The sequence below is a fragment of the Microbacterium testaceum StLB037 genome, assembly GCF_000202635.1.
Classification (GTDB): domain Bacteria; phylum Actinomycetota; class Actinomycetes; order Actinomycetales; family Microbacteriaceae; genus Microbacterium; species Microbacterium testaceum_F.
Genome location: NC_015125.1, coordinates 2,256,450 through 2,272,750 on the forward strand (window position 1 = coordinate 2,256,450; position 16,301 = coordinate 2,272,750).

13 protein-coding genes are annotated in these 16,301 nt (G+C 72.4%); 10 read left to right on the top strand and 3 right to left on the bottom strand.

Features of this window, described 5'->3' with window-relative positions; translation table 11 throughout:
• Nucleotides 1-64: 64 nt before the first annotated feature.
• From MTES_RS19990 to MTES_RS10215, 3 genes are read right to left on the bottom strand one after another with little or no spacing between them, the layout of a single operon-like run.
• Nucleotides 65-1,657, bottom strand: coding sequence for an acyltransferase (locus tag MTES_RS19990; protein WP_013585175.1), 1,593 nt, complete (start codon nucleotides 1,655-1,657; stop codon nucleotides 65-67).
• On the bottom strand, nucleotides 1,654-2,754 hold the full coding sequence (locus tag MTES_RS10210; protein WP_013585176.1) for a substrate-binding domain-containing protein: 1,101 nt from the start codon (nucleotides 2,752-2,754) through the stop codon (nucleotides 1,654-1,656). Before MTES_RS10210 ends, MTES_RS19990 begins: the two co-directional genes overlap by 4 nt.
• Nucleotides 2,751-4,676 (bottom strand): heparinase II/III domain-containing protein, encoded by a 1,926-nt coding sequence (locus MTES_RS10215; protein ID WP_013585177.1) that lies wholly within the window; start codon nucleotides 4,674-4,676, stop codon nucleotides 2,751-2,753. Before MTES_RS10215 ends, MTES_RS10210 begins: the two co-directional genes overlap by 4 nt.
• A 153-nt stretch (nucleotides 4,677-4,829) precedes the next feature.
• On the opposite strand from MTES_RS10215, the gene MTES_RS10220 reads away from it, so the two are divergent.
• The 10 genes from MTES_RS10220 (at nucleotide 4,830) to MTES_RS19885 (ending at nucleotide 16,262) form a co-directional block, all read left to right on the top strand.
• Complete coding sequence (locus MTES_RS10220) at nucleotides 4,830-6,842, top strand: DUF2264 domain-containing protein (protein WP_013585178.1); 2,013 nt, start codon at nucleotides 4,830-4,832, stop codon at nucleotides 6,840-6,842.
• The gene (locus tag MTES_RS10225; protein ID WP_013585179.1) at nucleotides 6,839-8,140 is read left to right on the top strand and encodes an ABC transporter substrate-binding protein; all 1,302 of its coding nucleotides are present in this window, start codon (nucleotides 6,839-6,841) and stop codon (nucleotides 8,138-8,140) included. Before MTES_RS10220 ends, MTES_RS10225 begins: the two co-directional genes overlap by 4 nt.
• Nucleotides 8,141-8,215: 75 nt before the next feature.
• Nucleotides 8,216-9,166: a carbohydrate ABC transporter permease gene (locus MTES_RS10230; protein ID WP_013585180.1), complete on the top strand. Its 951-nt coding sequence runs from the start codon at nucleotides 8,216-8,218 to the stop codon at nucleotides 9,164-9,166.
• The gene (locus tag MTES_RS10235) at nucleotides 9,166-10,080 is read left to right on the top strand and encodes a carbohydrate ABC transporter permease (RefSeq protein ID WP_013585181.1); all 915 of its coding nucleotides are present in this window, start codon (nucleotides 9,166-9,168) and stop codon (nucleotides 10,078-10,080) included. Before MTES_RS10230 ends, MTES_RS10235 begins: the two co-directional genes overlap by 1 nt.
• A gap of 3 nt (nucleotides 10,081-10,083) precedes the next feature.
• Complete coding sequence (locus MTES_RS10240) at nucleotides 10,084-10,758, top strand: hypothetical protein (protein WP_013585182.1); 675 nt, start codon at nucleotides 10,084-10,086, stop codon at nucleotides 10,756-10,758.
• Nucleotides 10,759-10,777: 19 nt separating this feature from the next.
• A complete protein-coding gene (locus tag MTES_RS10245) occupies nucleotides 10,778-11,977 on the top strand; it encodes a glycoside hydrolase family 88 protein (RefSeq protein ID WP_013585183.1) in 1,200 nt (399 codons plus the stop codon).
• Nucleotides 11,971-12,822, top strand: a complete 852-nt coding sequence (locus MTES_RS10250) for a fumarylacetoacetate hydrolase family protein (protein WP_013585184.1) — start codon at nucleotides 11,971-11,973, stop codon at nucleotides 12,820-12,822. Before MTES_RS10245 ends, MTES_RS10250 begins: the two co-directional genes overlap by 7 nt.
• On the top strand, nucleotides 12,819-13,583 hold the full coding sequence (gene kduD / locus MTES_RS10255) for a 2-dehydro-3-deoxy-D-gluconate 5-dehydrogenase KduD (protein WP_013585185.1): 765 nt from the start codon (nucleotides 12,819-12,821) through the stop codon (nucleotides 13,581-13,583). Before MTES_RS10250 ends, kduD begins: the two co-directional genes overlap by 4 nt.
• Before the next feature lie 163 nt (nucleotides 13,584-13,746).
• Nucleotides 13,747-14,586 carry a 5-dehydro-4-deoxy-D-glucuronate isomerase gene (kduI, locus tag MTES_RS10260; protein WP_013585186.1) on the top strand — a complete coding sequence of 280 codons (840 nt, stop codon included), beginning with the start codon at nucleotides 13,747-13,749 and terminating at the stop codon, nucleotides 14,584-14,586.
• Nucleotides 14,586-16,262, top strand: coding sequence for a PfkB family carbohydrate kinase (locus MTES_RS19885; protein ID WP_013585187.1), 1,677 nt, complete (start codon nucleotides 14,586-14,588; stop codon nucleotides 16,260-16,262). Before kduI ends, MTES_RS19885 begins: the two co-directional genes overlap by 1 nt.
• Nucleotides 16,263-16,301: the final 39 nt, after the last annotated feature.

Sequence of the window (16,301 nt, forward strand, 5' to 3'; positions counted from 1 at the left end):
CCCCCTCGCGGGTCGAGGGTTCACTCCGGTGCGCGGGCGGTACCCGCCTTGGCGGGTCGAGGGCTCAGCGCGGCCCGGGCTCGGGGCGGTGCACGCCGCGCGGGCGGTAGCCCAGAGCGTCGGAGCACTCGAGCAGGTCCGCGAGGTACCAGACGATCGCGAGCCACATCTCGGTGCCCTGCAGGCCCGGGTCGTCGCTGTCGAGACGGAAGGCCATGCCCGCTCCCGCCCGCCAGCCGCTCAGCGCGTGACGCAGCAGGTCGGCGGCGAGGACGCGGATCTCGTCGGTGCGGTACCCGCTCGACCGCGTGAGCCACAGGGGCTGCACGATGTCGAGGACGGTGCACGCGTCGCGTCGGCCGGGCTGCATCCACCGGTCGTCGCGCGCGTGACGGAGCACGGTGTCGATCACGGCGAGCGGATGCGCGACGTCGAGGCCGAACTGCGCCACGGTGCCCCGTGCCGCGCGGTAGAAGCCGTTGACCAGGAGGCGCGAATCGCCGCCGGGGCCGGGCTCGCCCCACATCCCCGTGCGCGGGTCGGCGCGCAGCGCGAGCCAGCCGAACAGTGCCTCGGTGAGGCCCGGGGGGATGGCATCCGTCCGTCGTCCACTCCACAGGAGCGCGGTGCCGAACGCGTCGACGTGATGCCCCGCCCTCCAGGGGTCGGTGGCCCAGGGCAGGGCCTCGAGGTGCGCGACGAGACCGGGAACGTCGGCGTCGACGACATCGATGAGGGCGTGGGGGAAGCGCCCGCCGAGGAGGTCGAGGGCGTAGCCGGCGCTGAGGACGCCGTACGCGGCGTCGGGGTCGTCCCACAGTGACGCCGCGTCGGTCGTCAGACCCGTGGCGGGACGCTGCGCCGACGACAGCACGGCGATCCACTCGGCGCGCCCCGCGCCCGAGGGAGGTGTGCCGAGGAGCAGGTCGGCGAGTTCGACCGCGTCACCGAGACCGCGCAGCGACGGCGCCGCGCCCGGGCGGTCGCGGAAGCCGCCCTCGACGGCGGTGCGGGAGAGGACGGATGCCAGATCGTCACGGGCGCGGTCGGCGAACCGCGCGAGCTCGTCGCGGCGCGGATCGCGAGAACCCGGGGGAGCGACGCGCCACCGCAGATGGCGCGCGGGGTTGCCTCCGACGATCGCGCCGCTCGGGACGTCCTTCGTCACCACGGCTCCCGCGGCGAGCACCGCGTGATCGCCGACCGAGACACCGTCGAGCACGACGACGTGCGAGCCGATCCAGACGTCGTCCCCGATGCGCACGCCGCGCGAGGTCAGGGGCTGGCGGAACACCGGGGTGCCCGGTTCGAACGAGTGGTTGAAGCCGATGATCGAGGTGTGGGCACCGACGCGGACCGCGTCGCCGAGCTGCACGTCGCCGCGCACGACCGTGTAGGGGTTGATCGAGCAGTCCGCACCGATGCGGACCGTGCCCGTGACGTAGGCGCCGAGGGCGACGTACGAGCGGTCGCCGATCGCGACCTGGTCGGGGTCGACCCCCGCATGCTCCGACACGAACACGCGATCGCCGAGGTCCCAATCCGGGTGCTCCCGGCTGAGCGCGGCGAGGTGGGCGCGCTGTCGATCCCGGTCCTCGGGCGAGGCCTCGTCCCAGAACGTCCACGGCGAGAAGTCGTGCGACGAAGGAGACGTCATGACCGCGGGGCCGCCGTCGAGGCGCGGACGTTCAGCCGCGGGCTCAGCTGCACGCGGTGGACGGGACGGTCGGGCTCGGCGATGCGCCGGGCCAGCAATTCGACGGCCGCCTCGCCCACGCTCGCGCGCGGCGGGCTGACCGCGGTGAGAGCGGGCGTGAAGAGCTGGGCCACCTCGTCGTCGTACGCGATGATCGACAGGTCGTCGGGCACCGAGATGCCCCGGGTCAGCGCGAGGTCGACGAAGGCCATGGCCTCGGGGTCCGAGTGCACCAGCAGCGCCGTCACCCCGGTGGCGAGGGCCGAGTCGAGAGTGGCGTTCACGACGTCCGAGAAGTCGGGACTCGCGCGGTCGGGGAGCGTCTGCTCGAAGTGGTCGGCGGGGGTCAACGCGAGCTCCTCGCACGCGGTCTGCCATCCCGCCGCGATCTTGCGCGAGGTCGGCGAGTGCCGCGAGAGGATCAGCCCCACCTTGCGGTGGCCGAGCGTGGCGAGGTGCCGCGCGGCCAGCAGCGCGCCGAGGGCGTGGTCGGTCGTGACCGACTCCATCGGGATGCCGCCGGCCCCGGGCACCGCGTCGCGCTCGACGAGCACGCTCGGCACGGGGCAGTCGGCCAGCCAGCTCATCACGTCGGCGGCGTGGGCGGTGTCGGTGTTGGGGGCGACGATGAGTCCCCGTACGTCGCCGGTCGCGACGAGGCGATCGAGGACCGGTCGCTCGTCCTGCAGCTCGTAGGAGGCGCCGCGCAGGAGCATCTTGTAGCCGAGGCGACGCCCGGCCGTCTCCATCCCGCGCACGACGCCCGGCCAGTAGTAGGCGAGGGAGGGGACGAGGACGGCGATCGATCCCGCCGGCGTCTCGTCGGCGCGGGGTTCGGGGCGCGGCGGGGTGTTCTCTCCCGCGACGGCTCCGCCGTGGACGCGGCGCAGCACCCCCTCTTTCTCGAGCTGGGCGAGGTCGCGGCGCAGGGTCACCGTCGCGACGCCCAGGTCTTCGGTGAGCTGCGAGATGCGCACGGCGCCGTCGCTGTGCAGCGCGCTCAGGATGTGCGCGCGGCGCTCCGCGGCCAAGGGCTGATGCGGGGTGGTGTCGGTCATTCGTGATCCTCGATCGGTGAGTCCAGTTCTACCGTGACCTGGAGCTGAGTGCGGGATGCCAAGGGCAGGGCGAGGCGCGTCAGACGCTCCCCCCACACCTCGGTGAGCATCGGATCGTCGAGATCGCGCACCTCGACCGCCGCGGCGATGTCGCTCGGCCAGCGCACGCGCACCGGGCGCGCCCCGTCTCGCGGGATCACGCGCGCGCCGCCGCTCTCGAGGGTCACGTCGCCCGCGACGAGGAGGTGCAGTCGCGTGTCCTCTCCGGTCGGGATGCCGTCCGCGAAGCTCCAGGAGTCGTCGACCTCCACGCGCGCGGCCGCACGATCGAGCCGCGCTCGCCGGCGCCAGGTCGAGAGCCCCGCATCCGGGTACGCGCCCGCGAGCTCGACGGTGAACGCCGAGCCGTGGTCGGCGATCTCGACCGCGGCGCCGCGGGCGGCGGCATCCGTCCCCTCCGGCTGGGCGGTGCCCCGCACCACGGGGACGTTGTGCCACGCGCTCTGCATCGTCCAGATCGCGTACCGGTCGGGCCCGAACGTGGCCGCGGTGTAGGTCGGACGTCCGGCGTCGACGATCACGGGGACGCCGTCCACCGCGACGAGGAACGATCCGACGTCGTTGTGGTTGTGATGCTCGCCGTTATGGCCGCCCTTGGCGACGAGGGTGAGGCCGTCGCTCGACCCGGCGCTCTCGCGCGCGAGGAACACCTCGGTCGAGGCCAGCCAGACGTCGCGCGGCAGGGGAGGGGGAGCGGGGGATGCCGTGACCCAGGCGGGATCGGTGAGGCCGCGCAGCAGTCGGCCGAGGCCCTCGCGCTCGGTGGCCGCGGGCGCGCCCCGGTCGCGGTGCGACGCGGCGAACGCGGCGGCAGCGGTGTCGCCGTGCCGGCGGGCGGCGCGGTGCAGAGCGTGCCAGGGCTGGTCGGCGGGGGGCTTCGCCTGGCCGTCCGCGTGGTTGACGAACCAGTCGCCGCCCAGGTGCGATCGGTGGGGGAACGCGACGGTCTCGCGCAGGGACGTCACGGCGGTGGCATCGGCCGCGCCGTCGGTCGCGTGGGCGAGGATGTCGAGCACCTCGAGGGCGCGCGCCGCGCCGTTCCACCAGTAGGCGTAGCCCTCGTCGATCGCGCCGTCGGCGGGGAGCACGGCGACGTAGCGGTCGAGGCCCTCGATCGCGAGGGCGATGACGCGGTCGCGCTCGGCGGCATCGCCGGCAGCGTCGAGCAGGCGCAGCGCGGCGACGATGACGTTGCCGTGGATCCAGGGGTTCCAGTTGTGCACGTCGCCGTCGAGACCGATCCAGTGCCAGTCGCGCCGTCGCTGGAACGGTTCGAAGACGCGCACTCGCGCTTCGTACCGGATGCGGTCGCGAACGCCGGGAGCCCGCGTGTCGAGCTGCGCTCCGAGGAGGTGGTCGATCCAGGCGAGCTGCGCGACGGTCTCTCCCGCGCCGAGGTCGACGTAGGGATCGGTCACGGTCGCGAGGACCGCACCGTGCACGCGACGGGTGTCGTCGTGGGCGGGCCAGCACCACGAGCTCTGCTCGCACAGCAGCACGATGCCATCCACGACCTCGTCGATCCACGCGTCGTCGAGCGTGGTGGCGGCGGCGATGGCCGCGCGGCTCAGCCGGCGCTGCCGCTCGAAGGCCGCGTCCTCCCACGCGGTGCGGTCGCCGTCGCGATGGACGCGGGCGGCGTCGCTCGCGCGGGGGTGGGGCCAGGGCGTCGATCGCTCGGCCACGGCGCGGGCGACGATGTCGTCGAGCCCGAGGCGGTCTGCGGACCCGGAGTGTGGGTCCCAGACCGTGCGGTCGGACGCCGGGGCGACGGGCAGCGCATCGTCGCCGGAACGGCGGATGACGACGTGTCCGAGCTGCGCGGCGAGCGGCCCACGGAAGGGCGCGGTGGGGAACGACATCGGTCTCCTTTGAGCGGGCTTCTCCCGCCTGAAACGATCATAAACGATCACGATGATTCAGAAAAGATGTTGTGGTGTTGTTTTTTGATTGCTACGCTCGCCATCGTTCACCCGTTCGGTTCGGGTGTGACGACGGTCTTCGAAGGAGAATCCGTGGCGACTTCCGCCCTTCCCCGCCTCGCCGGCGGACAGCGCAGCGACTGGCTCGCCGTCGCCGACGCGCTCCTCGCGGCGGCGCAGCGGTACGCCACCCCGGGCCGGGGACGCATCGTGTTCCCCGGGGCCGAGGGCGGCTACGGTGCGGCGGTCGACGGCCTCGAGGGCTTCGCGCGGGTCTTCCTGCTCGCGGGCTTCCGCATCGCCGGAGCGCGCGGTCAGGGAGTGGACGAGCTCATCGCGTTCTTCGCCGAGGGCGTGCGCACCGGCGTGGATCCGGATGCCACGGACCGCTGGGTCCGCATGGACGAGCACGCGCAGGCCAAGGTCGAAGCGGCCTCCCTCGCCCTCGCCCTGGATCTCACCCGGGAGTGGATCTGGGACACGCTCGACGCGCGGACCCGCGAGAGGGTCATCGCCTACCTCGCCCCGGTCGTGGGGGACGAGACCTACCCGCAGACCAACTGGGTGTGGTTCCGCATCGTCGTCGAGACGTTCCTGCGCTCCGTCGGGGGTCCCTGGTCGCCCGACGACATCGCCGCCGACCTCGCGCGGCACGACTCGTTCGTCCGTGCCGACGGGTGGTTGTCGGACGGGGAGGAGCGCGCCTTCGACCACTACGTGGGCTGGGCCCTGCACGTCTATCCCGTGCTCTGGCCCCGCATGACGGGTGCCGCCGACCTCGTCGATCACCGCACCGCGGGTGACGTCGCTCGGCTCGACCGCTTCCTCGAGGACGCCGTGCGACTCATCGGCGCGGACGGCTCGCCGCTCCTGCAGGGCCGGAGCCTCATCTACCGCTTCGCCGCCGCGGCCCCGTTCTGGGCGGGGATCATCGCCGGAGTCCCCTCGACCGGAGCGGGCCGCCTGCGGCGCGCCGCGGGCGCGGTCGTCGACCACTTCGTCACCCGCGGCGCCCCGGATGCCGACGGCATCCTCACCCTCGGATGGCACGGCGAGTGGCGCGCGCTCGCCCAGTCGTACTCCGGCCCCGGCTCGCCCTACTGGGCCGTCAAGGGGCTGATGGGGATCGCCCTCCCCGCCGATCACCCCGTGTGGAGCGCGCCCGACGAGCCCCTCCCGATCACCGAGGCCGACGACCTGCGCGCCATCGCCGCCGCCGGATGGATCGTCTCGGGCACCCGTACCGACGGGATCGTCCGTGTCGTCAACCACGGCACCGACAAGGCCCGCCCGGGTGCCCACACGGCCGATTCGCCCCTGTACGCGCGCATCGGCTACTCCACGGCGACCGCTCCTCTCCTCGACGACCTGGCCTGGACCGATCCGCTCGAACAGGCGGTGGCCCTCGTCGACGCGAGCGGCCGCGCAACCCATCGCACGGCCCTGACGCCCTTAGGCGCCCAGGTCGTCGACGGCGTCGGGATCGCGTCCTCGACCTCGGACGTGCACACCGTCGACGTCTCTCCCACGACCCACCGCCACGGCGCGGGCCTCGCCGGCACGACGCGCCACCTCGCGCGGGTCACGGTGCGCTCGCTCGTCCGCGGCCCGTGGGAGGTGCGTCTCACCTCGATCGATGACCTCGCCGTCGGCGTCGACCTCGAGGGGCTGCGCCTGCGCGTGGGTGGCTGGCCCCTCGCCGGCGACGAGCCGCAGCACGGCACCGACACGGGGAGCGCCGAGGTGCGCCTCGACGGCCGGGTGTCCGGCATCCGGGCCCTTCGTCCCGAGGCGATCTCGAGCGTCGTGGTCCGCCGCGGCGCGAGCCCGCTGGGCGAGACCGCGGCCGTCCCGGTGCTCACGTGGGACGCGGAGGTCGGCGTGCCGTTCGCGGCGCTCGTGACGCTGACCGGCGCCGAGACCGCCGACGACATCCCGGCCTCGCTCGAGATCGAGGGCGACGAGCCCGTCGCCGTCGTCACCTGGCCCGACGGTCGGTCGACGCGCACCCCCCTCACAGACTCCGGAGCCTCTCGATGGGCGCACCGGCATTCACGGGCCCGCACCGGTGTCCCGCACGCAATCGCAAAGGAGCAGCACGCATGAAGCGCAAGATCGTCGTCGCGACCGGGGTGGGCATCGTCGCCGCCCTGTCGCTGACCGCCTGCAGCGGCGGATCGTCCGAGGCCCCCGCCCAGAGCGGTCCGGTCACGCTGTCGATGTCGGGGTGGAGCCTCAGCACCACGCCCGAGTTCCAGGCCCTCGCCGACAAGTTCCACGAGGAGAACCCCGACGTCACGATCGAGGTCAAGGAGTACGACTCCGCCAACTACGACACCCTCATGACGGCCGACCTGGCCGCGGGCACCGGTCCCGACATCATCACGCAGAAGAACCTCAAGACCTTCATCACGTACCAGGCCGGCGGCCAGCTCGCCGACGTGTCGGACGTGACCCTTCCCGACGGCATCGGCGGCGCGGACGCCTACCAGGTCGACGGGTCGACCTGGGCTGTGCCCTACCGCCAGGACTCCTGGGTGCTCTTCTACAACAAGGACCTCTTCACAAAGGCCGGCGTCGCCGAGCCCGACGGGTCGTGGACCTGGGACGACTACGAGAAGGCCGCCGAGCAGCTGACGACCAAGCTCGGCGCCGCCGGCTCCGCCGCCCTCGGCACCTACGAGCACAGCTGGCAGTCGACCGTGCAGGGCTTCGCGAACGCGCAGACCCCCGACGTGAACATCCTCGACGGCGACTACGGCTACCTGAAGCCGTACTACGAGCGTGCCCTCGCGCTCCAGGACGCGGGTGCCCAGGTCGAGTACAACACCGTCACCGCCAACAAGCTCACCTACCAGGCCGAGTTCGGCAAGCAGCAGGCGGCCATGATGCCGATGGGCACCTGGTACGTCGCGACCCTCATCGCCCAGCAGGCCAAGGGCGAGGCCGACGCCTTCCCGTGGGGCTTCGCGCCGATCCCGCAGTACGACTCCTCGACGACCGGCACCTCGAAGACCCCGGTGACCTTCGGCGACCCGACCGGCTTCGCGATCAACAAGGCGGCGGATGCCACCAAGCTCGCCGCCGCGAAGAAGTTCCTCGCCTTCGCCTCGGGTGAAGAGGGCGCGCAGGTGCTCGCCGGCCTCGGCATCACGCCGGCGCTCACGAGCGACGCCGTCGCGAAGACGTACTTCGCCGTCAAGGGCGCGCCCACCGACGAGCTGTCGTCGTTCGCCTGGTCGACGCACGAGACCAAGCCGGAGAACCCCACCTCGGCGAAGACCGCGGCCGTGCAGAACATCCTGCTCGACCTGCACACGGCCGTCATGTCGGGGTCGACGTCGATCGACGACGCGATCAAGACCGCCGAAGACCGCGTCAAGAGCGAGGTCGGCGTCGGCTGACGCCCCCTCACCGGTCGGCCCGGGCAGCGTCCCGGGCCGACCGCCCCTGAGATCCCCTCACGATCTGGAGACCCCATGGCGACCATCGCCGACACGCGCCCGAAGGCGCCGAAGACCGGGCGAGACCGCGGGCCGCGCCCCGCGCGCCGCCGGTCGCGCCTGACGCTGCGCAGCACCCTCATCGGGTGGAGCTTCATCCTCCCCAACTTCCTGGGCTTCGCGGCGCTGACGCTCGTGCCCGTCGTCACGCTCTTCTACATGTCGATGGCGAACTGGAACGTGTTCGGCTCGTCGGCGTTCGTGGGCCTCGCGAACTTCCAGCGCCTGCTCGGCGACGGCAGCTTCCGCATCGCCCTGCTGAACACGCTCTACTACGCGGCCCTGCACATCCCGCTGACGATGGTCGTCGCGCTGGGGCTCGCGCTCCTGCTCAACAACAAGCTGCGCGGGGTCGCGTTCTTCCGCACCGCCGCGTTCTTCCCCTACATCACCTCGATCGTCGCGATCGCCGTGGTGTGGAACCTGCTCTTCAGCCCCGAGTACGGCCCGATCAACGAGATCCTGCGCTTCTTCGGCCTGCAGAACCCGCCCGGGTGGCTCACCTCGTCGGAGTGGGCGATGCCCGCCGTCGTGATCATCAGCACCTGGCGCGACATGGGTTACTACATGATCCTCTTCCTCGCGGGGCTGCAGACCGTGCCGCGTGAACTCCACGAGGCCGCCCGCGTCGACGGGGCGAACGTGTGGCAGCGCTTCGTCAACGTCACGCTGCCGTGCCTGCGGCCGACGACGTTCTTCGTGACGGTGATGCTCACGATCAACTCCTTCAAGATCTTCGACCTCATCCTCGTGATGACCCAGGGCGGTCCCGGTCAGTCGACGCTCGTGCTGTCGCAGTTCATCTACCAGAAGGGCTTCCAGGAGAACCAGTTCGGGTACGCGTCCGCGGCATCCATCGTCCTGTTCCTCCTGTGCATCGTCGTGACGCTCGTGCAGTTCTTCCTCAACAAGAAGCGAGACGCCTGATGACCGATCTCCTCGTTCCCGACGCGACCCGCACGCTCGTCACCGCGGGCGCGAAGCCGCCGCGCCGTCGTCCGGTCGCCGGTGCCCACCCCGCCCGGCGCGTGGGCCGGATCATCGGCTACGCCGTGATGATCCTCGCCGCCGCGGCGTTGCTGCTGCCGTTCTTTTGGATGATCATGAGCTCGCTCAAGACGCCCAACGACGTCTTCAGCGCCCCCGTGAAGTGGCTTCCCGAGACGTGGGTGTGGAGCAACTACATCGACATCTGGACGCAGTCCGGGATGCTCACCTGGATCCGCAACACCCTCGTTCTCGCGGTCGTCGTGACGTTCCTGCAGGTGCTCACCGGCTCGTTCGCCGCGTACGGCTTCTCGCGCATGCGCTTCCCCGGTCGCGACGTGCTGTTCCTCGTGTACATCGGCACGATCGCCGTGCCGTGGCAGTCGTACATGATCCCGCAGTTCATCCTGCTGTCGAATCTCAAGGTGTCGAACACCCTCTGGGCGATCATCCTCATCCAGGCCTTCGGCGCGTTCGGGGTGTTCCTGATGAAGCAGTACTACGACACCATCCCCGAGGACCTGTCCGAGGCCGCGCGCCTCGACGGGCTGAGCGAGTACGGCATCTGGGCGCGCATCATGCTCCCGCTCTCGGTCCCCGCGATCGCGAGCCTGACGATGCTGACGTTCGTCAGCACGTGGAACGACTACCTCGGCCCGCTCATCTATCTGCGCAACCCCGACCTCTGGACCATCCAGCTGGGGCTGCAGAGCTTCGTGAGCACGCTCTACGACGCCAACTACGCGCTGCTGTTCGCCGGACTCACGATGTCGGTCGTCCCGATCGCGGTCGTGTTCCTCCTCGGACAGAAGTACTTCGTCGAGGGCATCGCCACCAGCGGAATGAAGGGCTGAGCCGTGCGCCGCATCTCCCACGACACGTACGCGAGCATCTTCTCCACGGTCTACCTGGGGCTGATGGTCAACGTGATGCTGATCGTCGGCTGCGCACCGCTGGTGTTCCTGCTGCTGACGACCGACCCCGCCGCGTCGTGGCCGCTGCTGCTGATCGCGACGCCCCTCTGCGGACCCGCGCTCGTCGGGGCCCTGACGGCCTTCCGCGCGCACGGGCTCGGGGAGGGACGGGTCGTGCGCGCCTTCTGGGCCGGCTGGCGCCGCACCGCGGGGAAGGCCCTCGGCGTGGGGGCGATCGTGGCCGTCGTGCTCGCGATCGTGCTCGTCGACGTGCGCGCCGTGTCGGCGGCATCCTGGTCCGTCCTCGTCGTGCCGCTGTGCGCCACCCTCGCGCTGCTCGCCCTGGCGACCGCCCCGGTGGCGCTCACCGCCCTGGCCGAGGCGCCGGGCACTCCGCTGCGGGTGCTGCTGTCGACGGCGGCCGCGCTGGCCGTCCGCCGCTGGTACCTGAGCGCGGTGAGCCTGCTCGTCCTCGCCGGTCAGGCGGCGCTGTTCGTGACCTCTCCCGCGCTGGCGCTCGGCCTCACCGCCGCGCCCGCCCTGTACCTGGTCTGGGCGAACGCCCGCTACGCCCTCCGCCCCGTGCTTCCGGCCGACGCCACCGTCGCCGCCGTCTGATCCGAAGGATTTCTCCCGCATGACGACCTCGCCCCCCACCACCGGCGCGGGCACCGCCCGCGTCGAGCCCGTACGCGTCGAAACCGACCGCGCGATCGCGCAGGTGCTCGCCACGATCCGCGCCAACATCGACGCCTTCGGCACGCGCTACCCCGACGACACCACCCGCGACAACCGCTACGCGCTGCGGCCGGCGGTTCCCGGCTTCGCCGAGGGCGCCAACCGCGGCTGGACGACGAGCTTCTGGCCCGGCATGCAGTGGATCGCGTTCGAGCTCACCGGTGACGACGTGTATCGGGATGCCGCCCTCGCCCACGCCGCGGACTTCGGTCGCCGCGTGCGGGTGGGCGAGGACCTCGACACCCACGACCTCGGGTTCCTCTACACGCTGTCGTGCGTCGCCCCCGCGCGACTGCTCGGTGACGAGGACGCCCGCGCGAGCGCGCTCGCCGCGGCCGACCACCTGATGACCCGCTACCTGCCGTCGGCGGGGATCATCCAGGCGTGGGGCGATCTCGCCGACCCCGCGCAGCGCGGGCGCACGATCATCGACAGCCTCATGAACATGCCCCTGCTCACCTGGGCGGCCGAGCAGACCGGGGACGACCGGTACCGCGAGGTGGTCGCCCGCCACACGGTCGAGCTGCGTCGCCAGATCCTGCGGCCCGACGGCTCGACCTTTCACACCTTCTACTGGGATGCCGAGACCGGGGAACCCCTGCGCGGAGCGACCGAGCAGGGCGCCTTCGACGACTCGTGCTGGGCGCGCGGGCAGGCGTGGGGCATCTACGGCTTCGCGATGAACCACCGCGCGACGGGGGAGACGGCGCTGCTCGAGGCGTCCCGCATCTGCGCCGAGTACTTCCTCGCGCACCTGCCCTCCGACGACGTGCCGTACTGGGACCTCGTCTACAACGACGGCGCCGACGCCCCGCGCGACAGCTCGGCGGGCGCGATCGCGGTCTGCGGGCTGTACGAGCTCGCGGAGGTCGACCCCGAGGGCGCCGAGCGCTGGCGCGCCGCGGCCGACCGGATCCTGGCCTCGCTCATCGCCCACTACACGCCGGCGACCGCGGCCGACGCCGACACCGTGCTGCTGCACAGCGTCTACGACCTCCCGAAGAACGTCGGCGTCGACGAAGGCACGCTTTGGGGCGACTACTTCTACTTCGAGGCCCTCGCCCGCGCGGCGCGGCCCGACTGGCGGCCCGCGTGGTGAGGCTCGCCCGCGTCGGCGATCGGTCGGTCGCGGTGCTGGCGGGGCCTGCGGGCGATCGCATGCTCGACCTCGGCCCCCGCCCCCTTCCCGAATTGTTCGCCGAGCTCGATGGCATCCGGGATCTCGTGGAGAGGACGGATGCCGCAACCCTGCCGCCGCTCCAGACCGCGGCGCTGCGTGCCCCGGTGGAGCCGCGCACGATGCTCTGCCTCGGCTACAACTACCGCGGGCACGTGCCCGACGGCGTCGACCCGACCGCCGACGACCCTGCGACGCCCGACGTGTTCGTGAAGACCCCCAATACGTTCGGTGGCCCGAACGATCCCGTCGTTGTGCCCGCGGTGGCCGACGACGTCGACTACGAGGGGGAGATCGCGGTCGTCATCGGGCGGCGCGCCCACGACGTGACCCTCGAGGACGCGCTGTCGTACGTGGCGGGGTACACGCTGCTCAACGACGTGTCGGATCGCTCATGGCAGCGCCGGCAGAGCCAGTGGGCGCTGGGGAAGTGCTTCGACGGGTTCGCGCCGCTCGGCCCCTGGCTGGTGACCGCCGACGAGATCGACCCGCAGGACCTGCTCGTCGAGGTGGTGCGCGACGGCGAGATCACCGTGTCGCAGTCCACCGCGACGACGATCTTCTCGGTCGCCTTCGTCGTGCACTACCTCAGCCAGGTGATCACGCTCGAGCCCGGTGACGTCATCTCCACCGGCACGCCGCAGAAGCTCGCGACCGCCCAGGACGCGCACCGCCCGCTCGCCCCCGGCGACGCGGTGACCGTACGCGTCGCCGGCATCGGCGAGCTGACCACCACCTTCATCGCACCCCCGGGAGCCCCCGCATGATCCTCGACACCTTCCGCCTCGACGGCCGCGTCGCCGTCGTCACCGGGTCCAGCCGCGGTCTCGGCCAGGGCGCGGCTCTCGCGCTCGCCGAGGCCGGCGCCGACCTCGTGCTCATCGACCGCGGCGACGCGGAGCACACGGCCGAGCTCGCCCGCGGACTCGGCCGGCGCGTGCACACGATCCACCGCGACTTCGTCTCGGCCTCGCGCGACGAGCTGGCCGCCGCGATCGACGAGGCCGCCGAGGCGCTCGGGCGTATCGACATCCTCGTCAACAACGCCGGCACCATCCGGCGCGCCCCGGCCGCCGAGCACCCCGCCCAGGACTGGGACGACGTCCTCGCGGTCAACCTCGACGCCGTGTTCCACCTCTCGCAGGCGGCCGGTCGCCGCATGATCGCGCAGGGGTGGGGGCGCATCGTCAACGTCGCCTCGATGCTGTCGTTCCAGGGCGGCATCCTCGTCCCCGGCTATGCGGCGTCGAAGCACGCCGTGGCGGGGCTGACCAAGGCCCTCGCCAACGAGTGGGCGGCCTCGGGCGTCACCGTGAACGCCGTCGCCCCGGGCTACATGGCCACCGACAACACCGCGCCCATCCGCGCCGACGCGGACCGCGAGGCCTCGATCCTCGCCCGTATCCCGGCCGGGCGGTGGGGCACCCCCGGCGACCTGCAGGGAGCGTTCGTGTTCCTGGCATCCGATGCCGCCGCCTACGTCACCGGGGCCGTGATCCCGGTCGACGGCGGGTGGCTCGTGCGGTGAGCTGACCCGCCATCGCCTCGGTCCCGCGACCCGCCCCGAACCCCGCGACCCGCCCCGCACTCCGCACTCCGCACCCCGCGACCCGCCCCGGCCCCGGCGGATCACCGACCCCACCCTCGACCCTCGCCCCGGCCCGCCGCGGGCTCGACCCCAGGAGAACCGCATGACCGCCTCGATCCCCCAGCGCTACGCGACCCACCCCGAGCAGATCCCCGGCATGGACACCGCCGCTCTGCGCGACCGCTTCCTCATCGACGACGTCTTCGTCGCGGGCGAGGTGCGCCTGACCTACACGCACCACGACCGCATCGTGCTGGGCGGTGCGGTCCCCGCGGGCCGCGACCTGCCGCTCACCGGGTGCCCCGAGATCCGCAGCGAGTACTTCCTCGAGCACCGCGAGGTGGGCATCGTCAACGTCGGGGGACCCGGCACCGTGACCGCCGACGGCGAGGTGTACGAGCTCGTCACCGGCGCGTGCCTGTACCTCGGGCGCGGCATCCGCGACGTGGTGTTCGCCGACGCGGAGGGCGCCGGCGCTCAGTTCTACCTCTTCTCCGCACCCGCCCACACGGCCTATCCCGCCGCCCTGGTCTCGCCGGGTGAGGGGACGGTGCGCGAGCTCGGCGACCAGCTCACGAGCAACCGCCGCACGCTGAATCAGTACATCCACGAGAACGGCGTGAAGAGCTGCCAGATCGTCATGGGGGTGACGCAACTGCACCCGGGCTCGATGTGGAACACCATGCCCGCGCACACGCACGACCGCCGCACCGAGTGCTACCTGTACTTCGACGTGCCCGAGGATGCTCGCGTCGTGCACCTCATGGGCGAGCGCGACGAGACCCGGCACCTCATCGTCGGCGACCGTCAGGCCGTCATCTCGCCGAGCTGGTCGCTGCACTCCGGGGTCGGCACGGCGGCCTACTCGTTCGTGTGGGCGATGGCGGGCGAGAACCAGGCCTTCGACGACATGGATGCCGCCCCCATCACCGACCTGCGCTGATGTCGGCCGTGACGCCGGGAGGGGACTCGCTCGCCTCGCCTGCCGAGGGTCCGCGCGGCGTTGCCCAGCCCACCGCCTCGCCGGTGCTCCTCGCCGTCGGCGAGACGATGGCGATGCTCGCACCCGCCGACGGCGGGGGAGTGGTGGATGCCGGGGACTTCCTCCTCGACGCGGGCGGCGCCGAGTCCAACGTGGCCGCGCACGCCGCCGCCGGCGGAATGGCGGCACGCTGGGTCAGCCGCCTCGGCGCCGACGCGCTGGGCGACCGCGTGCTGCGCCAGGTCGCCGGCCGGGGGATCGACGTGTCGGGAGTCGTGCGCGACGCCGAGCGCCCGACCGGCCTGTACGTCAAGGACCCCGGCCGCGGTGTGCGCTACTACCGCCGCGGCTCCGCGGCATCCGCCCTCGGGGAGAAGGATACCGAGACCCTGGCACTCGACGATGTCGCCGTGCTGCACGTGTCGGGGATCACCGCGGCCCTGTCGCCCTCGGCGCGCGGGTTCCTCGTCGCGGCCATGGCGCTGGCGCGATCGCTCGGGGTGACGGTGAGCTTCGACGTGAACCACCGTGCCGCCCTGTGGTCGGCCGCCGAGGCCGCTCCGGTGCTCGCCGACCTCGTGGCCCGCGCCGACGTCGTCTTCGTCGGCCGCGACGAGGCCGAGACGCTGTGGAAGACGCCCCGGGACACCGACGTCCGCGCCCTGTTCCCCGACGTTCCCGAGCTCGTGGTGAAGGACGGCGACGTCGGGGCGACGGTGTTCGCGGGAGCCGAACGCGCGTTCGTCCCCGCCCTGCGCGTGGAGGTGCTCGACGCCGTCGGCGCCGGCGACGCCTTCGCCGGGGGCTATCTCGCCGCCCGGGCCCGCGGACTCGACGCTGCCGCTCGCCTCGCGGCGGGGCACGAGCGGGCAGCCCTGACGCTGCGCACCTACGGTGACTCGCTGCACGACTCCGGCGATCGCGGCGCAGCCTCGCACCCCGTCCCCCGTGGGAGCGACGCCCGCCCCGCGTCTCGCCCCTCCGCTTCCGTGCACCCCGACAGGACACCCGCATTGACCCCTCCCGACGACACCGCCGCCTTCTTCGACCGCACCCTCGCCGACGCCCCGCTCATGGCGATCCTGCGCGGCATGGGTCGCGAGCGCTCGCTCGCTCTCGCGACCACGGCGTGGGATCTCGGCATCCGCTCCGTCGAGGTGCCCCTGCAGACTCCCGCCGACGAAGAGGCCCTGCGCGCCGTCTGCGCCGCCGGCGCCGAGCGCGGGCTCCCCGTCTGCGCCGGGACGATCATCGATCCGGCGCAGGTGCCCGTGGCCGTCGCGGCCGGAGCGGCGTACCTCGTGTCGCCGGGGCTCGATCCGGAGGTGGTCGCCGCGGCGCGGGCGCACGGCATCCCGATCCTGCCCGGCGTGGCGACGCCCAGCGAGGTGCAGCGCGCGGTGGCGCTCGGGCTGCGCTGGCTCAAGGCCTTCCCGGCGTCGTGGCTCGGCCCGGCGTGGTTCCGCGTGATCCGAGGCCCGTTCCCCGATGTGCGCTTCGTCGCGACCGGAGGCCTGGACGCGGGCAACGCGCAGGAGTTCCTGGATGCCGGTGTGCGCGTCGCCGCGGTCGGCTCGGCGCTCGAGGATCCGGCGCAACTCCCGCGCCTCGCCGCCCTGCTGTCGCACGCGGAGTGAGGCCCGGCGGGTACGCCCGCTCCCCGCTCGGACGGGGGA

Bases quoted from the DNA above. Each gene is read 5' to 3' on its own strand.
- MTES_RS19990 (WP_013585175.1), bottom strand. From the start codon at position 1,657: ATGACGTCTCCTTCGTCGCACGACTTCTCGCCGTGGACGTTCTGGGAC.
- MTES_RS10230 (WP_013585180.1), top strand. From the start codon at position 8,216: ATGGCGACCATCGCCGACACGCGCCCGAAGGCGCCGAAGACCGGGCGA.
- MTES_RS10210 (WP_013585176.1), bottom strand. From the start codon at position 2,754: ATGACCGACACCACCCCGCATCAGCCCTTGGCCGCGGAGCGCCGCGCG.
- MTES_RS10225 (WP_013585179.1), top strand. From the start codon at position 6,839: ATGAAGCGCAAGATCGTCGTCGCGACCGGGGTGGGCATCGTCGCCGCC.
- MTES_RS19885 (WP_013585187.1), top strand. From the start codon at position 14,586: ATGTCGGCCGTGACGCCGGGAGGGGACTCGCTCGCCTCGCCTGCCGAG.
- kduI (WP_013585186.1), top strand. From the start codon at position 13,747: ATGACCGCCTCGATCCCCCAGCGCTACGCGACCCACCCCGAGCAGATC.
- MTES_RS10215 (WP_013585177.1), bottom strand. From the start codon at position 4,676: ATGTCGTTCCCCACCGCGCCCTTCCGTGGGCCGCTCGCCGCGCAGCTC.
- MTES_RS10235 (WP_013585181.1), top strand. From the start codon at position 9,166: ATGACCGATCTCCTCGTTCCCGACGCGACCCGCACGCTCGTCACCGCG.
- kduD (WP_013585185.1), top strand. From the start codon at position 12,819: ATGATCCTCGACACCTTCCGCCTCGACGGCCGCGTCGCCGTCGTCACC.
- MTES_RS10245 (WP_013585183.1), top strand. From the start codon at position 10,778: ATGACGACCTCGCCCCCCACCACCGGCGCGGGCACCGCCCGCGTCGAG.